The 23,264-nt window shown below is 44.3% G+C and carries 26 protein-coding genes and 1 riboswitch; of the genes, 22 read left to right on the top strand and 4 right to left on the bottom strand.

Annotated elements, in window-relative coordinates; all coding sequences use genetic code 11:
- Positions 1-13 precede the first annotated feature (13 nt).
- The 17 genes from CS948_RS08430 (at position 14) to CS948_RS08355 (ending at position 14,235) form a co-directional block, all read left to right on the top strand.
- Positions 14-1,969: a RagB/SusD family nutrient uptake outer membrane protein gene (locus CS948_RS08430; protein WP_255301920.1), complete on the top strand. Its 1,956-nt coding sequence runs from the start codon at positions 14-16 to the stop codon at positions 1,967-1,969.
- 53 nt (positions 1,970-2,022) lie between these two features.
- Positions 2,023-3,408: a DUF4959 domain-containing protein gene (locus CS948_RS08425; protein WP_099291247.1), complete on the top strand. Its 1,386-nt coding sequence runs from the start codon at positions 2,023-2,025 to the stop codon at positions 3,406-3,408.
- 2 nt (positions 3,409-3,410) lie between these two features.
- Positions 3,411-4,937 (top strand): DUF4998 domain-containing protein, encoded by a 1,527-nt coding sequence (locus CS948_RS08420; RefSeq protein ID WP_099291246.1) that lies wholly within the window; start codon positions 3,411-3,413, stop codon positions 4,935-4,937.
- A gap of 86 nt (positions 4,938-5,023) precedes the next feature.
- Positions 5,024-5,530 (top strand): hypothetical protein, encoded by a 507-nt coding sequence (locus tag CS948_RS08415; protein ID WP_099291245.1) that lies wholly within the window; start codon positions 5,024-5,026, stop codon positions 5,528-5,530.
- A 61-nt stretch (positions 5,531-5,591) separates the two neighbouring features.
- The gene (locus CS948_RS08410) at positions 5,592-6,311 is read left to right on the top strand and encodes a hypothetical protein (protein WP_141560913.1); all 720 of its coding nucleotides are present in this window, start codon (positions 5,592-5,594) and stop codon (positions 6,309-6,311) included.
- A 12-nt stretch (positions 6,312-6,323) separates the two neighbouring features.
- The gene (locus tag CS948_RS08405) at positions 6,324-6,968 is read left to right on the top strand and encodes a hypothetical protein (protein ID WP_099291243.1); all 645 of its coding nucleotides are present in this window, start codon (positions 6,324-6,326) and stop codon (positions 6,966-6,968) included.
- A gap of 48 nt (positions 6,969-7,016) precedes the next feature.
- Positions 7,017-7,409, top strand: a complete 393-nt coding sequence (locus tag CS948_RS08400; protein WP_141560912.1) for a hypothetical protein — start codon at positions 7,017-7,019, stop codon at positions 7,407-7,409.
- A 25-nt stretch (positions 7,410-7,434) separates the two neighbouring features.
- On the top strand, positions 7,435-7,674 hold the full coding sequence (locus tag CS948_RS21465; protein WP_141560911.1) for a hypothetical protein: 240 nt from the start codon (positions 7,435-7,437) through the stop codon (positions 7,672-7,674).
- Positions 7,675-8,095: 421 nt separating this feature from the next.
- Complete coding sequence (locus CS948_RS08395) at positions 8,096-8,509, top strand: LytTR family DNA-binding domain-containing protein (protein ID WP_099291241.1); 414 nt, start codon at positions 8,096-8,098, stop codon at positions 8,507-8,509.
- A gap of 155 nt (positions 8,510-8,664) precedes the next feature.
- Positions 8,665-10,257, top strand: a complete 1,593-nt coding sequence (locus tag CS948_RS08390; protein WP_099291240.1) for an ATP-binding protein — start codon at positions 8,665-8,667, stop codon at positions 10,255-10,257.
- A 333-nt stretch (positions 10,258-10,590) separates the two neighbouring features.
- The gene (locus CS948_RS08380; protein ID WP_099291238.1) at positions 10,591-11,211 is read left to right on the top strand and encodes a DUF6266 family protein; all 621 of its coding nucleotides are present in this window, start codon (positions 10,591-10,593) and stop codon (positions 11,209-11,211) included.
- A gap of 79 nt (positions 11,212-11,290) precedes the next feature.
- Entirely contained in the window at positions 11,291-11,587 is a 297-nt protein-coding gene (locus tag CS948_RS08375) for a MerR family transcriptional regulator (RefSeq protein ID WP_141560910.1), read from the top strand.
- Positions 11,572-11,946 (top strand): 3TM-type holin, encoded by a 375-nt coding sequence (locus tag CS948_RS08370; protein ID WP_099291236.1) that lies wholly within the window; start codon positions 11,572-11,574, stop codon positions 11,944-11,946. The genes CS948_RS08375 and CS948_RS08370 overlap by 16 nt, the downstream gene beginning before the upstream one ends.
- Positions 11,947-11,970: 24 nt before the next feature.
- Complete coding sequence (locus tag CS948_RS08365) at positions 11,971-12,567, top strand: N-acetylmuramoyl-L-alanine amidase (RefSeq protein WP_099291235.1); 597 nt, start codon at positions 11,971-11,973, stop codon at positions 12,565-12,567.
- 161 nt (positions 12,568-12,728) lie between these two features.
- The gene (locus CS948_RS08360) at positions 12,729-13,355 is read left to right on the top strand and encodes a DUF6266 family protein (protein WP_099291854.1); all 627 of its coding nucleotides are present in this window, start codon (positions 12,729-12,731) and stop codon (positions 13,353-13,355) included.
- A gap of 93 nt (positions 13,356-13,448) precedes the next feature.
- The gene (locus tag CS948_RS21645) at positions 13,449-13,610 is read left to right on the top strand and encodes a hypothetical protein (protein ID WP_176554979.1); all 162 of its coding nucleotides are present in this window, start codon (positions 13,449-13,451) and stop codon (positions 13,608-13,610) included.
- A gap of 85 nt (positions 13,611-13,695) precedes the next feature.
- Positions 13,696-14,235: an RNA polymerase sigma factor gene (locus CS948_RS08355; protein ID WP_099291234.1), complete on the top strand. Its 540-nt coding sequence runs from the start codon at positions 13,696-13,698 to the stop codon at positions 14,233-14,235.
- Positions 14,236-14,441: 206 nt separating this feature from the next.
- On the opposite strand, the gene lepA is transcribed toward CS948_RS08355, so the two are convergent.
- The 3 genes from lepA to CS948_RS08340 all read right to left on the bottom strand — a co-directional run bounded on the left by lepA (position 14,442) and on the right by CS948_RS08340 (position 18,842).
- Entirely contained in the window at positions 14,442-16,229 is a 1,788-nt protein-coding gene (gene lepA / locus CS948_RS08350) for a translation elongation factor 4 (RefSeq protein ID WP_099291853.1), read from the bottom strand.
- A gap of 114 nt (positions 16,230-16,343) precedes the next feature.
- Positions 16,344-17,402 (bottom strand): phosphate ABC transporter substrate-binding protein PstS, encoded by a 1,059-nt coding sequence (pstS, locus tag CS948_RS08345; protein ID WP_227217037.1) that lies wholly within the window; start codon positions 17,400-17,402, stop codon positions 16,344-16,346.
- Between the two features lie 249 nt (positions 17,403-17,651).
- The gene (locus CS948_RS08340) at positions 17,652-18,842 is read right to left on the bottom strand and encodes a uracil-xanthine permease family protein (RefSeq protein ID WP_099291232.1); all 1,191 of its coding nucleotides are present in this window, start codon (positions 18,840-18,842) and stop codon (positions 17,652-17,654) included.
- Between the two features lie 100 nt (positions 18,843-18,942).
- Here CS948_RS08340 and CS948_RS08335 point away from each other — a divergent pair, with 100 nt between their 5' ends.
- The 5 genes from CS948_RS08335 to CS948_RS08315 all read left to right on the top strand — a co-directional run bounded on the left by CS948_RS08335 (position 18,943) and on the right by CS948_RS08315 (position 22,895).
- Positions 18,943-19,821 (top strand): YicC/YloC family endoribonuclease, encoded by an 879-nt coding sequence (locus tag CS948_RS08335; protein WP_099291231.1) that lies wholly within the window; start codon positions 18,943-18,945, stop codon positions 19,819-19,821.
- A gap of 39 nt (positions 19,822-19,860) precedes the next feature.
- Complete coding sequence (locus tag CS948_RS08330; protein ID WP_099291230.1) at positions 19,861-20,205, top strand: four helix bundle protein; 345 nt, start codon at positions 19,861-19,863, stop codon at positions 20,203-20,205.
- A 40-nt stretch (positions 20,206-20,245) separates the two neighbouring features.
- The gene (gene gmk, locus CS948_RS08325; protein ID WP_099291229.1) at positions 20,246-20,809 is read left to right on the top strand and encodes a guanylate kinase; all 564 of its coding nucleotides are present in this window, start codon (positions 20,246-20,248) and stop codon (positions 20,807-20,809) included.
- A gap of 2 nt (positions 20,810-20,811) precedes the next feature.
- On the top strand, positions 20,812-21,408 hold the full coding sequence (gene nadD, locus CS948_RS08320) for a nicotinate (nicotinamide) nucleotide adenylyltransferase (RefSeq protein WP_099291228.1): 597 nt from the start codon (positions 20,812-20,814) through the stop codon (positions 21,406-21,408).
- 141 nt (positions 21,409-21,549) lie between these two features.
- Positions 21,550-21,738: riboswitch (cobalamin riboswitch) on the bottom strand.
- 245 nt (positions 21,739-21,983) lie between these two features.
- On the top strand, positions 21,984-22,895 hold the full coding sequence (locus tag CS948_RS08315; protein ID WP_099291227.1) for a YitT family protein: 912 nt from the start codon (positions 21,984-21,986) through the stop codon (positions 22,893-22,895).
- 26 nt (positions 22,896-22,921) lie between these two features.
- Here the strand turns inward: CS948_RS08315 and CS948_RS08310 are convergent, their stop codons facing one another.
- Positions 22,922-23,218 carry a PG0541 family transporter-associated protein gene (locus tag CS948_RS08310; protein WP_099291226.1) on the bottom strand — a complete coding sequence of 99 codons (297 nt, stop codon included), beginning with the start codon at positions 23,216-23,218 and terminating at the stop codon, positions 22,922-22,924.
- Between the last annotated feature and the right edge of the window lie 46 nt (positions 23,219-23,264).

The following is a 23,264-nucleotide window of genomic DNA, read 5'->3' as shown; positions in this document are numbered from 1 at the left end:
GAAAACAGATATGATGATGAAAAAATTATGGTATAATGTATTGTTCGCGTGTTTCGTTTTTCTGACCGGATGCAGCGGGTTCCTTGATGTTGTTCCGGATAATGATATCGAAACGATCGAAACTGATTTTGAAAAACGTGAAAACGCTGAAGTGTGGCTCAAATCCTGCTATGTTTTTCTAACTGTAAACGTGGCGGAATCAGCGGGAAATCCGGCATACTTGGGGGCGGACGAGTATTGTGGGGCAGAGTATGTCAGGACGAAGAATGCAGGCTTGGTTCCTGCTTTGTTTATCGGTGACGGTTTACAAATGGCACAATCACCCTATTGTAATGTCTGGCATAAGAACCAGTATTTCGCGGCTATTCGTTATTGCAATATCTTCCTAGAACATATCGATGGGGTATATAATATGGAAGCCGATGAGAAAGCCTTGTGGAAAGCTGAGGTGAAAGCCGTGAAGGCGTTTTATTATTTTGACCTGATGCGCCGTTACGGTCCGATCGTTCTGGTGGATAAGAATATCGATGCTAACGTGAGTATGGAGGAAATGATACAATCCCGCCGCCCGATAGACGAGTGCGTGGATGCCATCGTGAAATTGTGTGACGAGGCTATGGGCGAGTTACCTTATATGAGTGCCAAACCGACAGATCATTCGCTTTACTTCAACAAGGAGGCTGTTGTCACGCTGAAAGCCCTGACGTTGCTCTATGCGGCCTCTCCCTTGTTTAACGGTAATGCTTCCCTGCAAAATTTCGTGAATAGAAACGGGGAAAAGCTTTTCCCGGCTTACGACAAGGAGAAATGGAAAAGGGCTGCCTTGGCGTGCGATACGGCACTTCTTATTTGTAAAGCTGCCGGCAAGGAGTTAATCTCCGGGACGGGTAGCGCTCCCTCTCCGTTGCTCAACAAGCTGATGGATATCGAACGCACGTGGATCGGTGACGGTTATTCCAGTAAAGAATCAATCCTTACCGTTAATAACTCGGATAGCTATGATTACCTGACGAGTATGACGCTGGTGTACTCGCCTTCCCAATCTGATGGGTATTATGATGCGGCTAGTTACGGGTGTTTGGGAGCCCCGATGAAAATGGTGGAGATGTTTTACACCGAACACGGGGTTCCCATTACCGAGGATAAACAATGGGTAGCTTCCAAGTATAGCATGAGTAAAGAGGCGGACGAGAAATACCGTGACGTGTTGCCTTTAGGTGTTGACGTGTTGAGCTTGCATCGTCGCCGCGAACCTCGTTTCTACGCCATGATTGCCGCGGATCGCTCGCAATGGTATCGTGCTTACACTACCGGAGGTGAGGTGACGTACAAGGGAGTGGATATCAAGGTAAGGCAGAACGAGGTGTTGGGTACGAAACTGAAACGGTATGACGAATCTACGCCCCAGAATATTACTGGTTACTGGATCAAGAAATGGTTGAGTTCGGACATACCATTCAGAAATTACCATACAGCTTTGAAAAACAGTCTTAAAAATCCGAGATATATATTCCGTTTGGCGGAACTTTATCTGGCTGCCGCCGAGGCGTGGAATGAATACCTGGACGTGCCGGATGACCGGGTTTATGATCCGTTGGACAAGGTGCGCACCCGCGCAGGAATTCTTGAGGTGCGCGAAGCCTGGCAGGCTTATGCGAAGAATCCCGATAAAGTGACCACGAAAGCCGGTATGCGCGAAATTATCCAACAGGAGTGGAATATCGAGTTCGCTTTCGAGGGACGCCGCTACTGGAACTTGCGCCGCTGGATGACTGCCCCGGAGGAGTTAAACGCCCCGCAGTACGGGTGGAACGTGTTGTCTTCCACGGAGAGAGGTTTTTATTGCGATTACGACCAACCGATGATCGTGTGGAAGAAGCGTAAATTTGAAGCTCCCAAGGATTATTTCACACCGATACGTTCGGAGGACATTCAGATATCCGATATCGTGCAAAACCCGGGGTGGTAACGGATAATGTAGGATTTGCTATATTAAATTGTAAATTTTATAAACAGGCAATTATGAGAAATATATTATTATTGTTGTTGATTATAGGGCTTTGGGCTTGTGATGATGATAAGTCGGGATTTGTTGTTGCCGAATTGCCGGATAACGCTTTCTCGTTCAAACCGATGTCCGGGGGAGCCGTCATGCACTATATCCTTCCTGAGGATCCGGGTATTGTCGGGATTAGGGTGCGTTACAAGGATGAATACGGGAAAGATATGCTTCGGGCTGCCAGCAGTACTTGCGATTCCGTGAAACTGGTCGGTTTTAATAAAGCGACAAGCAATATTCCCGCCCAGGTAAGTTTTTGTTATTATGACGATCGGGAATCCCAGCCGTTTGACGTGACGTTCAGTACTGCTGATTCCGGTCCCGTGACGTTTATAAAAAACGTGAAAGTGCTTTCGAACTGGGGAGGTTTCACGTTGCGGTACAATAATCCGCCGGAAACCACGGGTATGGCTCACGTGTTCTATCTCGGTTACGACCCGGTGACGAATTTGCCCGATACGATTTTGATGACCAGTTTCTTGTTGCAAGAGACGACCGGAGTTGAGGAGGTTAATTACCAGATTAAACAGGACGTGGATACGTACACGGTGATTCTCCGGGTGGAAGATTTCCGCGGTTCCATGGTGGACGAGCGGACGTGGACGGACGTGGAAAAATACGAGATGACTAAACTAATGCCCCAGGATTTTTCTTTCTATTGCGACAATTCCATTGAAGACCCGATAGATAAATTGGGCGTGGAGTATTTATTCGACGGGGACACGAAAGGGTTGGTTTGCTTTCAACCCGGGAACCGGAATAAATGTTGTTCGTTCTTGGCAGGACCTTATGGAGCGGGAGAATATGCGCACCCCATGTATCTGGATTTGAAACAGAACATGATAGTGGCTTCTACCCGTTTTTACTCCATGCTCAAAAATGTGGCGGGACCGACGTGGTATGATTCGGGTAATGGCGGGATGGGAGGTCTCTGTAATGTTTACAATGAAAATGAATTGCCTTGTGAAGTAACACTTTACGGGATAAAGGATGACGGTAAAGCACCGGCTTCATACGAAGAGATGAATCGCTTGGAAGGATGGGAAGAGTTGGGAACGTTCAAGCAAGAAAAAAGATTGTATCCATATACTGATAGATGGTGTAATTATAGTTGGAATACGATGCAGTATCAGGAACTCGATGAAAAAGCATTATTAGCTGCGGAGGCGGAATTCATGGAAATTTTAGTCCCGATGTACGTTCAAGGAGAGAATGGATATCGCTATCTGAAGATTGTTGTTAACGATGTATTCGCTACTGCCGATGCTACTAGTTTTGCGAAATATGAGAATGTTGACAACTATGTTCAATTTCATGAATTAGAAGTTTACACAAACAAGACGAATTGATTATGAAAATAAATAGATATATAGGAATTTTACTCGGAATACTTGTATGCGTGTCCGCCTGCCAGAATGAAAGTTTGGAAGACACGTACAAGGATTATTCGGGCAACGGGGAGATCCGTTATATAGGTAAATGTACTGATCTTCTGGTAAAACCGGGTTGGAAACGCTTGATTGTAACGTGGGCGAATAATATTGATCCTATTATTCGGAATATAAAGGTGAAATGGGCGCAAGGGGGAGTGACGGACTCCGTGTTGTTGGAGCGCGGGACCACGGAATATAGTATTGGGAGTATAAACGGGAAAGAATTGGAAGATGGTAATTATGAAGTTTCCGTGAGCGGGGTGGACGTGAATGGCAATTCCTCTATCGTGACTTCCCTTTTCGCTCGTCCTTACACGTATGCCCATGAAGAGGTATTAGGGTTCAATCGTGTGATTTCCAAGTCGTACGTGATAAAAAATCGTTTGATTCTTTATTTTCTCCAGTGGCAGAGTAATATGGAAAAGGCGGGATTGAGCTACACGAAAAAGGACGGTTCGTTGGGAAACTTTGAATTGACCAAGCAAATTGTCAATAAACTTTATTTGTTGTTGCCGGACGAGATTGATCCTTCGAAACCAATCATTTTGACTCGCAGGGGAAAGTTGCCGGGTTGCGAAGACGTGATTGACTTTGAACCGTATGAATATTCTTCTGCTAGAATATTTGAGGCGGACTTCAAACAGGAAATGAAACGCCAGTACGGTTTTGATGACGAGATTCCGGAGGAATGGGCAGATACCGTGAAAACGCTCTATTTGGATTGGTCAATTCGTTCGTTCGATGATATTTTGAACTTGCCGAATTTGGAAAAGTTGGTACTAGGAAGTCGGCGTTATCTTTTGCCCGAAGCCGTGACCAATGTGAAGTACGGGCAAAGTACTGTCGCTGAAGCAGCGGCTTCGAAATTTGCATTAGATGTATTGCATGAGTTAAATGGTTTGACCGTGGACCGGTACAATAAGCATTACCGTACCGTTAGCAAGAGTTATATTGTGGAGAAAGAAAACACGAATGTCCAGCCGGAGGTAACCCCTCTCGATTTGACCGGATTGAAGATTACCCTGGTTCCTGAAGATAAGGAGGGATTTTCTTCCGAATTGGAAAATTTGACGGACGGTGATTATGCCACGAGTTGGAATCCTATTTATTTGTCCCAGTTCACGACGTATGAATTTACGCTTGATTTGAATAAGTTGGAAAAGTTAAATGGACTTCGTTTGGTGCAGAGAGAATTTTCCCGGACGGGAGAGAATTCCGTTGCCCCAGAGAAGATCATCATTAAGCTTTCTAAAGACAAAGTTCATTGGGTGAATGCCACGTACGTGGAGGAAAATCCGCTGGGAAGGAGTAACGGGGAGATCAATTATGTCCCGTTCTCGAAAGAAGTGAAAGACTCCGAATACCGGTATGTACGATTAACAGTTAGCGCGGGATCTTACATGGAATTCTATTACTCGGGGATCGCGGAAATAAGTCTTTATTAACACGGAAGTGATAAATTAAAGAGAGCAAACGAAGAGGGTGGATTCACCCTCTTTCGTGCTCCAATAATCCTTTAAATTTTAAGACTATGAAGAAAATTATGTTATTGCTGGGAATTTGTTTCTGTATCACGGGAGTGTATGCCCAGCGGTTTGAATCAAAACCGATTGACGACGGGGACTCGTTTGAAATAAGGATTAAAAACTTTAACAAGTTGTTCGGGGAGATGTTTGAACCCGAGAAACTAGCCTCGTTGTCGAAGGAAAAAAAGAAGACCGAGCAACGTGCCGAATGGCGTAACAAGTGCGCGAAAAGATTGATGACGGATAAATTGAAAGAAATACTGAAAGAAGTTGGAGAGACGGAAGGCGGCGGGCTGTGGGTAACGTTTTACATCGATGCAAATGGCAACGTGTTGACCGTGCAGTTTGTAGCGTCCTCCACGGTTTACGTGAAACTGCCCGCCAAAATATTGAAAGAATTGTATAACATGGCGATGAATGAAAAGTTTGATCCCTCTTGTTACGATTTCAATAACCAACGAACTTACGCCGTCGACGGCTTTGATTTGATGAAACGAGCGGTAGGGAAATGAATTAATGGTTATGTAGATTCAATGAAATACGGCTAAAGAGAAATAAAATATTGAAATGCTTATGAAAAGAATACTATTAATTTTCTTGGTCATTTTGTGGTTTACAAGTTGCCAGGAATCACTATTAGAGGATTCTATATCGGAGGTATCAACGGAGAGTGAGTTAAATCTGCTTCGCCCATCGGGTACAAAATATTATGCCATTATCGCTCCCACGTCACCACTGACACCTATGCAAAAGCAATATTTATTAGAATGTTTGTATAGTTTGGAAATGAAATACCCTGAATTAGATGCTGTTATATCAAATATTATGCAGAATAGGGGAGCTTTAATGTTTAAAATGAATTCAAAATTAAGTAGTTACGCTGCATATGATTTTTCTAGTATTGAATTTCAAAGTGATATCTTCATCGAAGATGAACTGGTACTGGAAGAAATTCTGCACGTCGCACAGGATATTAATTACGGTTACGAGGTGATGAGATATGCGACAAAGAACATAGAATTCGAAGCTCGAGTTCTACGGGATATTTGGGAATTACGACGTGCTCAAAGAGAACATTCACCAACATGGTATCCTCGAGCTTTTGAAAAATTTGGAGAATATAATGCATGGCTTGTTAGTCTTAGTTGCGGGAACTTGTTTTTTTTAGGTGTTCCAAAATTTAATGAGTACGTACAAAAATGGAATGATCCTCTTTATGAGCGTTATAATCTTCCTTTTTATCCTGACTTTAATCCAAGCTTTTTGAAATCTTTTGTAGGAGACTCACTATAAATATTTTGAATTATGAAAAAAATAATATTACTTATAAGCTTTTGCTGTTTTGGCTTTATCATGCAAGCGCAAGAGTTTTTAATAGAATCTCTAGGGGGGTATAGTGATTCTACCGTTATTATGTACATTTCGAATCGAAATATGAGAGAAGATCGTACTTTACTTTTTCGGTATTTGTCTTCTGATGATGGTAAGCTATTTTCTAAACACGAGGAGTTTCGAAAGAAATGGTTGAAGCAAATTAAAAATGAAGTGCTCACGAGGGAACTTAAGCACAGCTTGAAAGACACGAGCATTTTTGCTGATAAAAGATTTTGGATATATGTTTATTTTGATAAGGAGGGGAAAGTTTTTACTGTTACTTTCGAGATTGAAAAACATATCTATAACCTGTTGCCGGAAAAATGGGTGAAAGAAACATTCAATTTCTTGATGAAAGAAAAGATTAATATAACTGAAATTTGGGAAACCTCTTCTGCCAAGCCTGATGCACTTGCGAGAATGAAATTTTCCGTCAAAGACTTTTTCCTCGGAAAAATCAGAGATCAAAAAGAACTGATAGAAAAACCAACGAAGCCAAAGAGAATATATCCTCCATGTGGTACGTTCACTACCAAGATAAAGCCTGGCTACAGATCCCCCTCGGAAGTGTTTTAAATAAATGATCGAGGTAATAGGAAGAGATTGCTTCGTTCATCATTTGATGTGGATTTTTTATATACAGGTATTAATCACGGGCAAGAAAGAATAAAGGTGACAGAAGAACTTCGAGTAAAATTGAATGATTCGCTTTTTTCCCATTTTTATATGGGTGAAAGTAGTAAGCCATTTCTCGACTCGGGGCATAAAAGAGTGATTTATGATTCATCAAGAGTAAATGATGAGGATGATTTCACGTATAATCTTTTTATCTCAAAAGAAATGGGAGCAGAAAGTGTTTATGACACGCTTTTGAATTTCGCTAAGCAAAATGCGATAGAGATTTGTGATGTGCAAGACACGAGTTTGTTTGTACTTGTTCCAACTCCTTCGGAAGGAATGCTAACGGAAGGGATTGATTTGATGATAGATTATAACTCTATTATGAATTTTTTTTAACAAGCGAGGTCATTACCCAATACTAGTGGTTAACACTATTATTCCATTTTGGGGAGATGTAACTTACACGGGTTGGGATAAAGGCATGAAATTGTACGTGTTGGTAGCCGGTGCAAGTAAGTATGCAGAAGACTGTTACCTATATAACAAGAAAGGGGAATTACCCCCGGAATGGGGACATGGTTATTCCCGGGGGAATAGTGATCAACGAGAAGAAGAAAGAGATTTATTACTGGCTCGTGATCGGGTAGATTGTCGGTCGTGAGAGCTTGAAAAAAGTATCTAAAATAGTTTTCAACCGGGAGGGTATATATTTCTCTCTCCGACGAAGCAAATAGTGGTATTAGTATTTCCGTTAGAGTTTTTTTTTCAGGAAGATCAGGGGGCAAGAAGTTTGGGAAAAATACCCGATAAAGGATCCCTAGGATTAAGTTTAAATAAATGATCGTGGTAGTTGGAATTGGTGGCCTCGTTCATCATTTTTAAACAGTGGAGTGAATGACATAATAAGCGTGTGATAAGATTATTTGACGGATAAGCCGGAACAAATACTGGGCAAGTTGGTGAATAGTAGCGTTTATCCGTCCAGAAAATCGAGACGAGTGGCGTGAACTAAAGTGGTAAATTGGACAAAAGATAGTCGGGTACCCGCCGGTGCTTCTTTCCGAAGGCATAAATCTATATATATGGAAAAGAATGCACGAGGTGTATCGGCACCTGTAAGGCCAGCCCGTAGAATCAATAACGGGCTTTTTATATTGAATGGCGAGTGTCGCCAGAGATACCTTTATGTCGACATCCTTTTGGTGGAGGCATCGAGGAGTTATTGTCATGTTTATTTGAAAGACGGTACCCGGCTCACGGTAACAAGTCCCTTGTTAGCGTTGGAACGTAAATTACCGTGGCAATTTTTCGCCCGGGTACACCAGAGCTATCTTGTAAACTTGCTTCACGTTGACGCTTTTTTCGGCACTTCGGTAGTCCGTGTCGGTGGAAAACTGATACCCGTCAGTAAACCCTATCGGAAAGAGTTGACTGAAGTGTTTAATATTTTGGAGGACACGTCCAAACGATTGGATAAAAAAGAGGATAAAGAGTAATTTTTAATTATTAGTATAAACCCGCCCGGGGAATGAGTCCACTGGCGGGGAACCCCGGTCGTGGATTACAACCAAAGATTAAAATATTTTGAGGAGTTGGGACGAGGAAAATATTGTACTATCTTTGTGATAATAACCTTAAAAGTAGTTTGGCTATGAAGTACCCGATAGGAATGCAGAGCTTTGACCAGATCATAGAGGACGGTTATGTCTACGTGGATAAGACAGAGATGATATATTCTCTCGTGAAAGGGGGAAAAATTTATTTTTTGAGCCGTCCCCGTCGTTTCGGGAAGAGTTTGTTGGTATCGACCTTGAAGAATTATTTTCTTGGTCGAAAGGAACTTTTCAAGGGGTTGGCGATCGACGAACTGGAGAAAGATTGGTTCACTTATCCGGTATTTCATATTGATTTTAACGGAAGTGATTTCACTGAGGGAGGTGCGTTGGAAAATGTGATTGAAGGATATATTTCTGGTTGGGAGCGTGATTTAGAGATAGTGCCGGACAATTCCCTCGACAGAGGACGACGTTTCATTCGAGTGTTGGCGGAAGTACACGAGCGAACGGGACGTCGTGCGGTGGTGCTTATCGATGAGTATGACAAGCCGATCCTTGATGTGCTTGATACCCGGTTAGAAACGGAGGTCGACGGGAACCGGATGTTGTTAGAAGACCGTAACCGGGGAATCCTGAAAGGTTTTTACTCTGTATTCAAGGCAGCCGATGAGCACTTGCAATTTGTTTTCTTGACAGGGGTGACGAAATTTTCCCAAGTAAGCGTGTTCAGCGGTTTTAATCAACCGAAAGACATCAGCATGGACGGGCGTTACGAAACGCTTTGCGGGATCACGCAAGAGGAGTTGGAAAGCTATTTCGCGGAGGCGATCGTTGCTATGGCAGCGAAAAGGAAGTATGGTGTCGAGGAGATTAAACAATTGTTAAAACGTCAGTATGACGGTTATCATTTTGGCGAAGAGTTGGTGGATGTCTATAACCCGTTCAGTTTGCTGAACGCTTTCGATTCGATGAGAATACAGGATTACTGGTTCCAGAGCGGTACGCCGACTTACTTGATTCGCTTGTTGAATCATGCGCGAGAGAATCTTGATGAGTTGACTGGTCAATATTACGATCCGCGGGAGTTCGTGGATTACAAGGCAGACGTGGAGAAGCCATTACCGATGATCTACCAAAGCGGTTATCTCACGATAAAGGATTACAACGTGCGTCGCAACACGTTTTTGCTTGACTTCCCGAACAACGAGGTGAAAAGTGGTTTTCTGACAATGATAGCCTCGGATTACTTGAAACCGAAAGTGCGCGTGAACAACTGGGTACTGAACGTGGTGGATGCGCTGGAGGCAGGCGACACGGAACAATTTCGGGTGCTGTTGACCTCGTTCTTGAGCGACATTCCTTACACGATGCGCCGCAAGGAGAACGAGCGGGAACGGGAGCGTTATTTTCATTATACTTTCTATTTGTTGATGCGTTTAGTGAGTGTCTACACGGTGTACACGGAGAAGCAGCAGAGCGAGGGGCGAGTGGATTGCATCGTGGAGACGGACGCTCACGTTTATATCTTCGAGTTCAAGTTGGATGGAACGGCGGATGAAGCTTTGCACCAGATAGAGGAGAAGGGATACGCTTTGCCTTACTTGAATGACTGTCGTCTATTGCATCGTGTCGGGGTTAGCTTCTCTTCCGAAACGGGGACCGTGGATGATTGGAAGGTGATAGAGTAAATATTCATTATAGGGAATTCCGTTGTAAATGGGGAAAAATCCCGTGGAGAAAAGGGAATATTGACGCTTTAAAGCCGGTACAAAGTCGGTGCAAAGCCGCTCACGGGCGTCTTTGTACCGGGAGTGAAGCGGGCGTGAAAGGGGATTGCGGTGTTAGTTGGAGGGTATTTCATGAGAATGTGTTATTTTATTCGTGTGGCGGTGGGCACGAGGTAATCAAAAGGGAAGAAGTTTCGTGACAAGGGGAAGAACGTTTCGTTCAAAGGGAAAATAGAGTTGTTGACGCTTGTATGGCGAGTTATTTTTGTATCGTTAAATGAAAAATAAACGAATATGGCAATAACGAACAGTACAATTCAAGGGAAAGTGGGAAACGCTATTTTTTATCGGGTTGGGCGGACGAGCCGGGTGAGAAGTATGCCCGCGGGGTATCTTGACGCGAACACTTTGCAACAGCAGGAAAATCGTTCTCGTCTGAGAGTGGCGACCCGTTTTTATCAATGTTTGGTGGAAACTGTCCTCCGGGATGCGTGGAAAGTGGCGGTGGGAGAATCGGGAGTGAACGGTTTCAATTTTTTTATGAAGGTAAACATGATGGTTTTCCGTCCGGATGGCAAGATTGGCGATTTCTCCCGCTTGCAATTGGCCGTGGGTATGATGCAAAAGGTGGATCATTTGTCGGCGATGGTCGGGGATGATGATACCGTGACGTTGACATGGGAGAATGGTCCTAACTTGCCCTCGGCACGGGTGGATGATAGTCTGGTGGTGGTCGTGCTGTACGGGAATCGTTCTTTCACGCCCGTGTTTGTTGAAATCGACGGGGCAACGAGAGGTGACGGGAAAGCAACATTCCGGCTGGAAAGGAAACGGGGTACGGCAGCACACGTGTATTGCTTTTTCCGGGAGAAAGAGGGGAAGGCGTATTCGACGAGCCAATACATTCGAATTTAAGATTTATGATTTATTGATTCAGTAATTTCTGATTTAGTGATTTACATTTTCAATTTTCAACTTTCAATTTTCAATTAACATGGCAAGAGTAGTTAACAAAAATGAAAAAGGGGGAGAAATGTCCCTATTGTTGCTGCGGCAACTGAAAGAGTACCGGCAAGAGGTTCGGTTGGCGATAGAAACGGCGGCGAACGTGTCGCACAGGTTGATGACCGCGGCGGAAGTTTGCAAGGCGATGGGTATCTCTGCTAATACTTTGCGCCGTTACGAGAAATTGTTTGCTATCCCCGTGCGGAGAATGGGAAACAAGAAGTTTTACTTCGAGGCAGAGGTAAAGAATAGTATTCTCGCGGGATTCAGGTGGTGGAAGGAGTAAAGGGTGTGGTCAGTGCGGTTGGCGAGGTGGTCGACCGCCTGACACTCCCGGCAAGGGAGAAGAAACAACTGGAAACGGATTTGACGCGTGTTTTCGTGGAGTGGGAACAACGGGTGATGGAAGCCCGGTCGGCAGTTCTGGTAGAGGAAGCCCGGGGTACGTGGTTGCAACGATCGTGGCGCCCGATGGTGATGTTAACGTTCGCGGTGATCGTGCTGGTGGGAACATTCGTGAGTTTGCCGATACTTGATGACACCTCCCGATTCTGGGATTTGTTGGAGATCGGGTTAGGCGGCTACGTGATGGGGAGAAGCGGGGAGAAAATCGTGCAAGCCTTCACGGGAAAAAAACGCTTCTAATTTTTGATTTTAGATTTACGATTTATGAGTTCATTTTCAATTTTCAATTCTCCATTTTCAATTGTCAACCACCGTTTGGTGGGAGACGGGGTGAGTCATCTGGTGTGCGCCAAAAACACGCGTAAACTTGTAGGGCCGGATATGATTGTATTGCATTACACGGCTGCGGCGGGTAGCGAGGCTGCCGCAATCTATCTGACAAGGCCTGACGTGAACGCTTCGGCACATCTGGTGATCGGGCGGGAGGGTAAGATTATTCAACTGGTGCCGTTTGACACGGAGGCGTGGCATGCCGGACGGAGTTGGTACGCGGGGCGTTCGGGACTGAATCGTTATTCCATAGGGATCGAACTGGATAATCTCGGGTTATTGCGGTTACGTGAAGGGTTGTTTATTGCCGAGTGTGGACGGAGTGTTCCGCCGGAGGAGGTTTACACCCATGACTCGAACGGGAAATTAACTTACTGGCATCGTTACACGAGGGTACAGGTACAAGCATTGATGAAGGTATGCGAAGTGCTGGAAGAATATTACCCGATCAAAGACGTGGTGGGACATTCGGCTATCACGACAAGGAAAATCGACCCGGGACCGGCGTTGGAATCCGCGCTGAGGGAATGATTTATGATTTTAGATTTTAAATTTTAGATTGAACTCCCTCCCGGCTTCGCCGTACTCCCTCTATAAACAGAGGGAGAGCTGAATTACCTTATATTATTTGGTTCGTGAAGTTGAGGGAGGAGTTCATTTTCAATTTTCAACTTTCAATTTTCAATTATTTTATGGCAGAATTTAATTCTTATTTGTTAGGTAAAGCGAGAAAATCAGTAGGTAACATCACGTTGTGTTACACGAGGAAGAAGAACATCGCGAAGGCGAAGATATTCTCCCGGAAGGATAACCCGACGCCAGAGGCTTTGGCACAGCGGGCGAGGATGAAAACGTTAGTACAGCTATCCCAGAGTCTATTGCCGATCGTGCAGAAAGGCTTCGTGGGGATCGGGAAGGGGACGACGTCGAATGCGTTCGTGGCGTCGAATCAGAAAGCCGTAACGGTGGACGAGAAGAACGTGGCGACAGTAGATTTTGAGAAATTGCTGGTAGCTACCGGGTTGGTGAATCCGCCGAAGGTAACGGTAACGTACGACGAGGAGAGTAAGAAGTACCAGTTCACGCAGGAAGTACAGGAAGAGGAGGACGGGTACGCTTCCGCGGAGGACAAGGTGTATGGTGTATTGTACGAGACGACACGGGGACGGGCGAGATTAGTGGCGTTGAGAGAGCGTGGCGAGAGTGGCAGCACGAGTTGTGCGCTCCCGGAAGAGTGGGACAACACGAACGTGAAGGTGTATTGTTTTGCCACGTTGAAAAACGGGAGAAGGGCGTCGGACAGCTTACTGATTTCTTGATTTCTGATTTTAGATTGGGTGATTCCAGCCGCACGGGGCTTCGTTTTGGGGCGGCTGGAGCCTTTTTGTTTTTAACTTTCAATTTTCAATTGTATGGATTATTTTGTGATAGGAATGTTTACAACGTTGAGTTTTAACTCGGTGTTGTCGCAGGTGGCAGATCACTTGTTTGCCGGCATGGTTAGTATCGTGGGAGGAATCGTGAGTTCGATAGCAGTGGCTTGGGTGAAGCGACGATGGAAGAAACGAGAATAGTATAATTTTGGAATAACTTGTATAGATACTATGAGATTTGTAATTTTTTTCTAACTTTGAGGAGGAAAATATCAAAGTGTCGTGTATGGATCCTTGCAGGAATGATGATGAGCTTACGGTTTTGTTAACACGTTTTAATCGACGTGATACTTCGGCTTTTACTTCCGTGTATATGAAATATTTCACGGAACTTCATACTTACGCTAGGCGTCTTTACGCGACTACTTCAATGGAACCGGATGATGTGGTGCAGGATGTGTTCTGTAATCTCTGGGAGCGGACGGATATTACTTTTGACAGTTTTTTGAAAATAAAGGCTTTCCTGTTTGTTGCGATCAAAAATGGTTACAGGAATTACGTGAATCATTTGGAAGTGGAGCGGAAATATAAAAATGTGGCAGAATTGAATGGCGGTTTTGAGAATGATATCGTGGAAAGTGAACTGGGGGCTTCATTGTTGGAATATGTCGAGCGGATTCCTGATCCCGGGGGGAAAGTGATGAAACTTTATCTGTCGGGTTTCGAGGCGGAAGAGATAGCCGAGAAGTTACGGATGAGTATTCGTACCGTGTATAACACGAAACACCGGGCTATCGGGATGCTAAAGGGTTGGTTTAGAAAATAAAAGGAGGTCGTGTCAAAACACGCCCTTGCGTCCATAAGGTCTGAAAGTCCATAATTGTTGTAAGGTCAAATGTATTGAGAGTCCTAATTTATGATATTGTATATCATTTTGTTATTGAATTGTGGACTTTATGGACTTTAGGAGCCGGAGGCTCGACTTTATGGACATTACAGACTAGAGGTGTGTCCAAACACACCTCTTATTTTCTAATCCAGTTTCAGTACGGCAAGGAATGCTTTCTGCGGCACTTCGACGTTACCGATTTGTTTCATTCGCTTCTTTCCTTTTTTCTGTTTTTCCAATAGTTTACGTTTACGGGAGATATCACCACCGTAGCATTTTGCCGTCACGTCCTTGCGAACAGCCTTGATTGTTTCGCGAGATATGATCTTCGCTCCAATGGCAGCCTGTATGGCGATATCGAATTGTTGGCGGGGAATCAGTTCTTTCAATTTCTCGCAAATGCGCTTCCCGAAGGAGTAAGCATTGTCGAAATGGATAAGGGCGGACAGGGCGTCCACGGATTCTCCGTTAAGCAGGATATCCAGTTTCACCAGATTTGCCCGGCGATAACCGATCTGGAAATAGTCGAAAGAGGCGTATCCTTTCGTGATACTTTTCAGTTTGTCGTAGAAGTCGAAGACGATTTCAGCCAGTGGCATCTCGTAATTCAACTCGATACGGTTTCCGGTCAGGTAATGTTGCTTTATCAGTATCCCGCGTTTACCGAGACAAAGCGTCATGATTTGTCCGATATAATCCGTGGGGGTGATGATTTGTGCCTTGATATAAGGTTCCTCGATATAATCCAGTACGGTAGGTGACGGCATATCCGAGGGGTTGTGCATCTCGAAGGATTCGCCTTTTGTGGTGTGGGCGATATACATTACGTTGGGAACCGTGGTGATAACGTTCATGTCGAACTCGCGGTCGAGGCGTTCCTGCACGATTTCCATGTGCAACATGCCCAAGAATCCGCAACGGAACCCGAAGCCCAAGGCGGCAGAAGATTCCGGCTCAAAGGTTAACGAGGCATCGTTTAATTGCAATTTCTCGATAGAAGTACGCAAGTCTTCATAATCTTCCGAATCAATGGGATAAATTCCGGCAAAAACCATGGGTTTCACCTCTTCGAATCCCTCGATCGCGGTTTCACACGGGCGACTGACATGGGTGATGGTATCACCGACTTTTACTTCGGACGAAGTTTTAATTCCCGAGATAATATATCCCACGTCCCCGGTGCATAATTCGTTACGGGGTTCCTGTTCCAGACGCAATACTCCAATCTCGTCAGCATCGTACTCTTTGGCTGTACTGACAAATTTCACTTTATCACCTTTCTTCAAGCTGCCGTTCATGATCCGGCAATAGGTAATAATCCCCCGGAATGAATTGAATTCCGAGTCGAAAACCAGAGCTTGAAGGGGAGCGTCCGGATCTCCCGTGGGAGCCGGAATCCGTTCGACCACGGCTTCCAGAATTTTGTCCACACCCAATCCCGTTTTTCCGCTAGCCTCAAGGATATCTTCCCGGTCGCAACCGAGCAATTCCTCGATCTGGTCCTTTACCTCTTCGGGCATGGCGTTCGGCATATCCATTTTATTGAGTACCGGGATAATCTCCAGGTTATTGTCGATGGCGAGATAGAGGTTCGATATCGTCTGTGCTTGAATCCCCTGAGTGGCATCCACGATCAGCAAAGCTCCTTCGCAAGCGGCTATCGAGCGTGAAACCTCGTACGAGAAGTCCACGTGTCCCGGGGTATCAATCAAGTTAAGGACGTATTTTTCGCCTTTATAATTGTAGTCCATCTGTATAGCATGGCTCTTGATGGTAATTCCCCGTTCTCGCTCCAAGTCCATATCGTCAAGCACTTGTGCTTGCAAATCTTTCCCCACGACAGTCCCTGTCGTTTCCAACAAACGGTCGGCAAGAGTACTCTTGCCATGATCAATATGCGCTATGATACAGAAATTTCTAATGTTCTTCATTCGGGTGTAAAACTCTAAATTAGGGTGCAAAGATAGTGATTTTCTTGTTATAAAAAAAGAGAGTATCTCGATGACAGAGATACTCTCTTTGTGATATGGTATCGTGTGGATTTATTATAAAATCGGTTTTCCATTATAGGTAACCGACTTCAGTAATGCTTTCGCGTTTTTCACGGCTTTGGCAGGAAGCGGGGAGTAGTTTACTTTCGTGGTCATGGATTGTGCTTCCGAATCCAACATCCAATCTAAAAGTTTTAGCGTTTCTTCTGCTTGTGCCAGACTCCTGTTGGCATAGGCTTGTTCCTTGTACAGGAGAATCCATGTAAAGCAGCTGATCGGGTAAGCATCCGGTGCGGTGGAATTGGTAATCATCGTGCGGGTGTCGGCGGGCATGTCTCCTTTGGCGGCGGCGGAGATACTTTCCGTGTTCGGGTTGATGAACTTTCCGGCTGCATTTTTCATTTGCGCGAATTGGATTTTCATGGCAAAGGCGTACTCGGAACCCACGTAACCGATAGAACCCACGGTCTGGCTGATTACCCCGGCAACACCCGGATTGCCTTTAGCTGCCATTCCTGCCGGCCATTTCAATGATTTTCCGGTACCGATTTTTTCTGCCCATTCCGGGCTGATTTTGGTCATATAGTCACTGAACACGAAAGTGGTTCCACTACCGTCTGAGCGATACACGGGACTCATGTCTTTGTCGGGTAAATTTACTCCGGGGTTGATAGCGGCAATGCGGCTGTCGTTCCATTTGGTGATTTTACCCATGTAAATGTCTGCCACTATCTCTCCGGTTAATTTCAGATTATCTACTCCCGGAAGATTGTAGGCTAACACCACGGCTCCCATACAAGTCGGGATGTGGATCACCGCGGCGGGCATTTCGCTCATTTCTTTGTCTGAAAGGTAAGCATCCGAACCTCCGAAATCCACGATTTTATCTTTCAGGCTGCGGATACCTCCACCGCTGCCGATTCCCCCGTAAGTGACGGAATTCCCGGTTTTGTCCTGATAGGTCTTGAATGCTAGGTTGTAGAACGGAAGAGGGAAGGTAGCCCCGGCTCCCGAGATAGATACTTTTTTGTTGGGAGTGGTTTCCCCATTCGTCGCGTTGCTGTTGAAAATAACAGCTAACATTAAAATTGTTGTTAGAAATAAGTTTTTCATTTTCTATTCATTTAAGTAATCTGTTTTCTATCTTTTTACGACCGCAATTTCCGCTGATATTGTGAATCTTTTGTTACAGCACAGATACTTAATTGTTAAGAATAGATCGGTTTATAAAGTTCATAAGGTTTATAAAGTATATAGACACTGCGGGCGCTTTATCTACGGCAGCATAAGCTACCGATAAATATTGTCCGAAGGACTCCCGTAACTTTATGAACTTTACAAACCTTATGAACTTTATAAACTCTATTTCGTGGTTTCTTGTGGTAAAATCAAGTTAAGTACGACTCCGAGTAAAGCGGCAAGTCCGATTCCCGACATGGAAAAGTTGCCCCATTGGAAGGCGGCACCGCCGATACCGAAAGTCAGGATGAGGGAAACGACAATCATATTTCTGGTTTTCGAGAGATCCACTTTGTTTTGGATCAGGTTGCTCATGCCCAGTGAAGCGATAGTGCCGAAAAGGAGTAACATGATACCACCCAGCACGGGGGCGGGGATGGATTTCAAGAAAGCGCTTATTTTACCGAAAATAGAGAAAATAATACCTGTAACAGCGGCAATCCGGATGACTGCCGGGCTGGTTACTTTCGTCAAGGAAACGGCGCCTGTTACTTCCGAGTAAGTTGTTACCGGGGGACCGCCGATGAGTCCGGCAAATACACAGGCAATACCGTCACCCAGCAAGGTGCGGTGTAACCCGGGATTCTTGATAAAATCTTTGCCCGTGACGCTATTCACGGCGTAGACATCCCCGATATGCTCGATGACGGGAGCGATGGCCACGGGTATCATAAACAGAATGGCTTCCCACGAGAAATCCGGGGTTATAAATTGAGGCAAGGAAAACCACGGGGCTTCCTTTACGGGAGTCGTGTTTATGCCATAAAAGAAAAATGCCACGAGATAGCCCACGATAATCCCGCAAAAAATAGGGATTAGTTTTAAAAGTCCTCTTCCTTTCAAAGAAACAACGACAGCGGTGACGAGAGCGGTTAGGGCAAGAATCCAATTCTCGCTAGCCATTTTCACGCCGGCTCCGGCGAGAGATAACCCGATCAGAATAATGACCGGACCGATAACAATCGGGGGAAACAGTCTTTTTATAAAGTCCGTGCCTCGCCATTTGACGAGCAGACTCATGACTCCATATACCGCACCCACGGCAACCATGCCGGAGAGAGCTCCTGCCATGCCGTACAATTCCGCGGCTTTTATGATGGGAGCGATAAAAGCGAAACTACTGCCGAGGAAGATAGGTACGATACCTTTGGTCACAAGGTGGAAAAGCAATGTCCCGATTCCTGCTGTGAGAAGCGCGGTGGACGGGTCAAGCCCGACAAGTAGAGGAACGAGTACGGTAGAACCGAAAGCGACGAAAAGAAATTGTACGCCGACAACTCCTTTTTGGAAGGTAGAGAGACGATTTGTTTCCATTATGTAGTGTTTAAAACTCAACAAAGGTAAATATTCGACGTCGGTTTTCAAAAAAAGCCTTACTTTTGTGCTTAAATGTTTGTATAAAAAACAAGAACGTATGATAAAATCAATGACCGGTTTCGGTAAAGCAACAGCAGACTACGGAACGAAGAAAGTAATTGTCGAAGTAAAAAGCTTGAATTCAAAGCAATTGGATATTAATCTTAGAACCCCGAGTCTTTACAAGGAGAAAGATATCGAGATCCGGAATATGATTAAAAATGTGTTGGAACGCGGTAAGGTGGATATGTATATCTATTTTGATAACGCGGAGGAAGAAAAAGGAGTCGCGGTGAATCAGGCGGTGGTGAAACAATATTACAACCAGATGAACGAGGTGGCTTCGTCTTTGGGTATTGAGATAGATAAAGGGGAATTACTACAAACCGTGATGCGTTTCCCGGATACCATGCAGGTGAAGATGGATGAATTGGATGAGGAAGCTTGGAATGCTTTGAGAAGTGCTATCGAGAAAGCCTTGTCCGACGTGGATCAATTCCGCGTACAGGAGGGAAAGGTATTGATTGCCGATATATTGAAACGTGTAGATTTAATCAAGAGTCTATCTGCCGAAGTCCCCCGCTTCGAGAAACAACGCGTGGTGACGATTAAACAGCGTTTGCAGGACAAAATGAAAGAGTGGGGCGAAATCAAAAATATCGACGAGAACCGTTTAGAGCAGGAAATCATCTATTATCTTGAGAAACTTGATATCACGGAAGAGAAAGTTCGTCTTGCCAACCATTGTAAATACTTTATCGAAACTGTCGAGAAAGAAGTTGCTCCCGGTCGTAAACTCGGATTTATAGCCCAAGAAATCGGTCGTGAAATCAACACCATGGGTTCCAAGGCTAACGATCACGACATTCAAAAGCTCGTCGTCCGCATGAAAGATGAACTTGAAAAGATAAAAGAACAGAGCCTTAATGTGTTATAAGTTTATAAAGTTCATAAGGTTTATAAAGTTCATAAAGTAATGAAGGTAGAACGATTTGAAGATATTCTCGCTTGGCAGAAGGCTCGTGATTTGGCAAAAAAGATTTATGGTCAATTTGGCAATTGTAAAGATTACGGTTTTAGAGATCAGATACAACGGGCTGTTGTGTCGATTATGAATAATATTGCGGAAGGATTTGAACGAAAGTCTAATCTTGAATTCAAACAATTTCTTTATATCGCTAAAGGATCGTGCGGGGAAGTACGTTCGATGCTTTATTTGGCTAAAGATATATTATTATTGGATGAAAACATGTTTTCTGAATTTTTGACAGAAACAGAAGTTATATCTAAAATGTTATCGAACTTTATAAAGAAACTGTGACTTTATGAACTTTATAAACCTTATAAACTTTATAAACTAAATGATGGGTAAAGTGATTATTTTCTCAGCTCCCAGTGGTTCAGGGAAAAGTACTATTGTGAATTATCTGCTCTCCCGGGGTTTGGGATTGGAATTTTCGATTTCAGCGACGTGCAGATCGCCGAGAGGGGAAGAGCGGCATGGGAAGGAATATTATTTCTTTTCGACGGATGAATTTAGACAGAAGATCGATAAGGATGATTTTTTGGAGTGGGAACAGGTTTATCCGGGTTGTTATTACGGGACATTGAAGAGCGAGTTGGAAAGGATTTGGGCGAAGGGGCACACGGTCGTATTCGACGTGGATGTTGTCGGGGGCGTGAATATCAAGAAGATATTCGGGGAACGGGCTCTTTCTATTTTTGTGCAAGCGCCATCCGTGGAGGTTTTACGTCAGCGATTGGAGTCCCGGGGTACCGATTCTGCGGAGAAGATCGAAGAGCGGGTGGCGAAAGCGGAATATGAAATGACCTTTGCCGATAAATTTGATATCGTGGTAGTGAACGATAAGCTGGAAAGTGCTCTGGAGCAGGCGGAAAAAGCGGTAAGAGATTTTTTGAAATAGTTATGGCGGTGCAGGATGAAAAGGGATACAGGCAGCCCGTGACGGCTCTTTTTTTCGGTTCGTTCAACCCGATCCATAACGGTCACGTGGGAATTGCCCGCTATTTATTGGATAATAAATTGTGCGACGAGGTATGGTTTGTTATCAGTCCCTGCAATCCTTTTAAAATCAATCGGTTCCTTTTGCCGGAGGCAGACCGTCTGCGAATTGTTGAGGCAGCTATTGCCGACGATCCCCGGATACGAGCCTGTGACATTGAGTTCACCATGCCTAAACCCTCTTACACGGTGGATACACTGCATTTATTGTTCGAGAAATACCCGGGGCGGGAATTCGTTTTGGTCATTGGTGGGGATAATGTCGAGAATTTTACGAAGTGGAAAGACTATCGTTGGATCGTGCAACATTGCCCTATTTTCGTGTATCCTCGGTTAGGAATAGACGTGACTGTCGGGCAATTCCCGGGAATGCGGATGATAGATGCTCCTTTGTTTCCCTTGTCCGCGACAGAAATCCGGGAAATGATTATTCAAAAGAAAGATATTACTGGCTTGGTTCCGGATGCGATTTTGTCGCTGGTGAAAGAATTTTACGGGTAGTCTATAAAAATAAGTGAGCTTGTAAATTCAACGTAAAACAAATTGGCAGAGATATTTTACATCCAATTACATGGCTCACTTATTCACAGAACAATGCTTGTTGGAAATAAAACTCTTGCCAGCTTCAATTCCCGAAAGCCACATAAACAGTTACGTCTTGGCAGGTTTTCTGACTTGCTTCCTTTTCGTCGCCTTCCCATCTATGTACAGACAGTGGCAGTAGAGACTAAAGTTATGAAGCTTACAGCTGCGGGTACAGTTCCCGACTCTCACGGGATTCCCTTCTAATGTTACGACTAACATTAACTCTCCAATACATTCACAAACGTAGGGAAAATAATTGAAAATTGAAAATGGAGAATTGAAAATTATTTCTGAAGGACTTTTTTTGGTTTTTGTATAATTATGAAGCGGATTGTATAATTATGCGAGTTGTTTAATTTTTATTGCATTGATATATAGTGTGATACGGTAATTTTGCAAGCCACGAAAACGTTGTAAAAAGTCGAAAACAAGTTGTACTTTTGTGCCGTTAACGAGTGCGATTAATACGTCGAATAATAAATAAATTTAGTATGGGATTTGTAACTAAGGAGAAATTATTCTCTAAAGATTTCTTTATCACCTACGGTTGGTTGTTAGGTGGTTGTTTTGTATTTGCGTTAGGGGCGGTGATGTTTGCCGAGCCTTATGGTTTTGCTCCGGGAGGAACTTACGGTTTGTCAATGGTATTCCATCACTTGTGGGGATGGGAAACCGAGATTGCGGCCTTATGCATGGATGTACCCTTGTTGCTTTTGGGGATTTATTTCTTGGGAGGAATGTTCGGGGTAAAAACCATCATTTGCACCTTTGCCATTCCGGCATTCATGCGTCTGATACACTACGTTTACGGGTATGACGCTCTTTTGGAACCGGGCATCGCGGATCGTACGATGCTGAACGAGCAATTGCTTTCTGCCATTTTCGGGGGTATTGTTTATGGTGTCGGTATCGGTATGATTTTCAAGGCTCGAGCCACGTCCGGGGGATCGGATATTATCTCGATGATCTTGAACAAGTATACCCATATTTCTTTGGGTACTTTGGTTATCATCGTGGATTGTACTATCACGCTTTCAACCGTCGTTGCTTTCGGTGATTGGCGATTGCCGATGTACTCTTGGATTATTGTCTTTATCGAGGGTAAGGTAATCGATTTGATAGTGGAAGGAGCTTCCGTTCACAAGACATTGATGATCGTGACGAAAGAAGTCGAAAACGTGAAGAATGTTATCTTGAACGACATCAACCGGGGGGCGACTTTATTACCAGCCATCGGGGCTTACAAGGGTGAACAAAGGGATGTTATTTACACTATTCTGACTCGCCGGGAGATGATGGTTTTGCGTCACAAGATTCGTGAAATCGATCCGGAAGCCTTTATCAACGTGATAGATTCTAAAGAGATATTGGGGAAAGGATTCAAATCGTTAGATGCAGATTAAAAAAAAAGAGCCGAAAGGCTCTTTTTTTAATACATATCCGTGATATCCCAGACGAAAGCCCGGATTCCGTTTTCTTTGTTTACCTCGTCCAGATTCTTGACGTATTTCAAAATCAAGGGAACCATCTCTTCTTCAACAATAGTTAAAGTGGCGGAGTTCATTTCCGGCCATGTATGGCTACCCATTCTGGGCTCGCCATCCGTGGTCCCTGCCCCGTTGACTAACGGCCATTGCGTGAATCCCCGCACTTGCAATTGGTCAAGGATATAAGCGACACGCTCTGTCAAGGCTTGATTATATGTGATAAATACTGCTTTTTTCATATTGACTATGTTTATAATTTTTGATTTTAGATTTACGATTTTGAAA

Origin of the sequence: Butyricimonas sp. Marseille-P3923, from assembly GCF_900184685.1 — a bacterium.
Lineage (GTDB): Bacteria > Bacteroidota > Bacteroidia > Bacteroidales > Marinifilaceae > Butyricimonas > Butyricimonas muris.
The sequence above is the reverse complement of the archived record's forward strand: the minus strand, read 5'-3'. Positions and strand labels throughout refer to the sequence as shown.

Coding starts and splice junctions, on each gene's coding strand:
- CS948_RS08430 (WP_255301920.1), top strand. CDS start 14: ATGATGAAAAAATTATGGTATAATGTATTGTTCGCGTGTTTCGTTTTT.
- CS948_RS08425 (WP_099291247.1), top strand. CDS start 2,023: ATGAGAAATATATTATTATTGTTGTTGATTATAGGGCTTTGGGCTTGT.
- CS948_RS08420 (WP_099291246.1), top strand. CDS start 3,411: ATGAAAATAAATAGATATATAGGAATTTTACTCGGAATACTTGTATGC.
- CS948_RS08415 (WP_099291245.1), top strand. CDS start 5,024: ATGAAGAAAATTATGTTATTGCTGGGAATTTGTTTCTGTATCACGGGA.
- CS948_RS08410 (WP_141560913.1), top strand. CDS start 5,592: ATGAAAAGAATACTATTAATTTTCTTGGTCATTTTGTGGTTTACAAGT.
- CS948_RS08405 (WP_099291243.1), top strand. CDS start 6,324: ATGAAAAAAATAATATTACTTATAAGCTTTTGCTGTTTTGGCTTTATC.
- CS948_RS08395 (WP_099291241.1), top strand. CDS start 8,096: ATGGAAAAGAATGCACGAGGTGTATCGGCACCTGTAAGGCCAGCCCGT.
- CS948_RS08390 (WP_099291240.1), top strand. CDS start 8,665: ATGAAGTACCCGATAGGAATGCAGAGCTTTGACCAGATCATAGAGGAC.
- CS948_RS08380 (WP_099291238.1), top strand. CDS start 10,591: ATGGCAATAACGAACAGTACAATTCAAGGGAAAGTGGGAAACGCTATT.
- CS948_RS08375 (WP_141560910.1), top strand. CDS start 11,291: ATGGCAAGAGTAGTTAACAAAAATGAAAAAGGGGGAGAAATGTCCCTA.
- CS948_RS08365 (WP_099291235.1), top strand. CDS start 11,971: ATGAGTTCATTTTCAATTTTCAATTCTCCATTTTCAATTGTCAACCAC.
- CS948_RS08360 (WP_099291854.1), top strand. CDS start 12,729: ATGGCAGAATTTAATTCTTATTTGTTAGGTAAAGCGAGAAAATCAGTA.
- CS948_RS21645 (WP_176554979.1), top strand. CDS start 13,449: ATGGATTATTTTGTGATAGGAATGTTTACAACGTTGAGTTTTAACTCG.
- CS948_RS08355 (WP_099291234.1), top strand. CDS start 13,696: ATGGATCCTTGCAGGAATGATGATGAGCTTACGGTTTTGTTAACACGT.
- lepA (WP_099291853.1), bottom strand. CDS start 16,229: ATGAAGAACATTAGAAATTTCTGTATCATAGCGCATATTGATCATGGC.
- pstS (WP_227217037.1), bottom strand. CDS start 17,402: ATGAAAAACTTATTTCTAACAACAATTTTAATGTTAGCTGTTATTTTC.
- CS948_RS08340 (WP_099291232.1), bottom strand. CDS start 18,842: ATGGAAACAAATCGTCTCTCTACCTTCCAAAAAGGAGTTGTCGGCGTA.
- CS948_RS08335 (WP_099291231.1), top strand. CDS start 18,943: ATGATAAAATCAATGACCGGTTTCGGTAAAGCAACAGCAGACTACGGA.
- CS948_RS08330 (WP_099291230.1), top strand. CDS start 19,861: ATGAAGGTAGAACGATTTGAAGATATTCTCGCTTGGCAGAAGGCTCGT.
- gmk (WP_099291229.1), top strand. CDS start 20,246: ATGATGGGTAAAGTGATTATTTTCTCAGCTCCCAGTGGTTCAGGGAAA.
- nadD (WP_099291228.1), top strand. CDS start 20,812: ATGGCGGTGCAGGATGAAAAGGGATACAGGCAGCCCGTGACGGCTCTT.
- CS948_RS08315 (WP_099291227.1), top strand. CDS start 21,984: ATGGGATTTGTAACTAAGGAGAAATTATTCTCTAAAGATTTCTTTATC.
- CS948_RS08310 (WP_099291226.1), bottom strand. CDS start 23,218: ATGAAAAAAGCAGTATTTATCACATATAATCAAGCCTTGACAGAGCGT.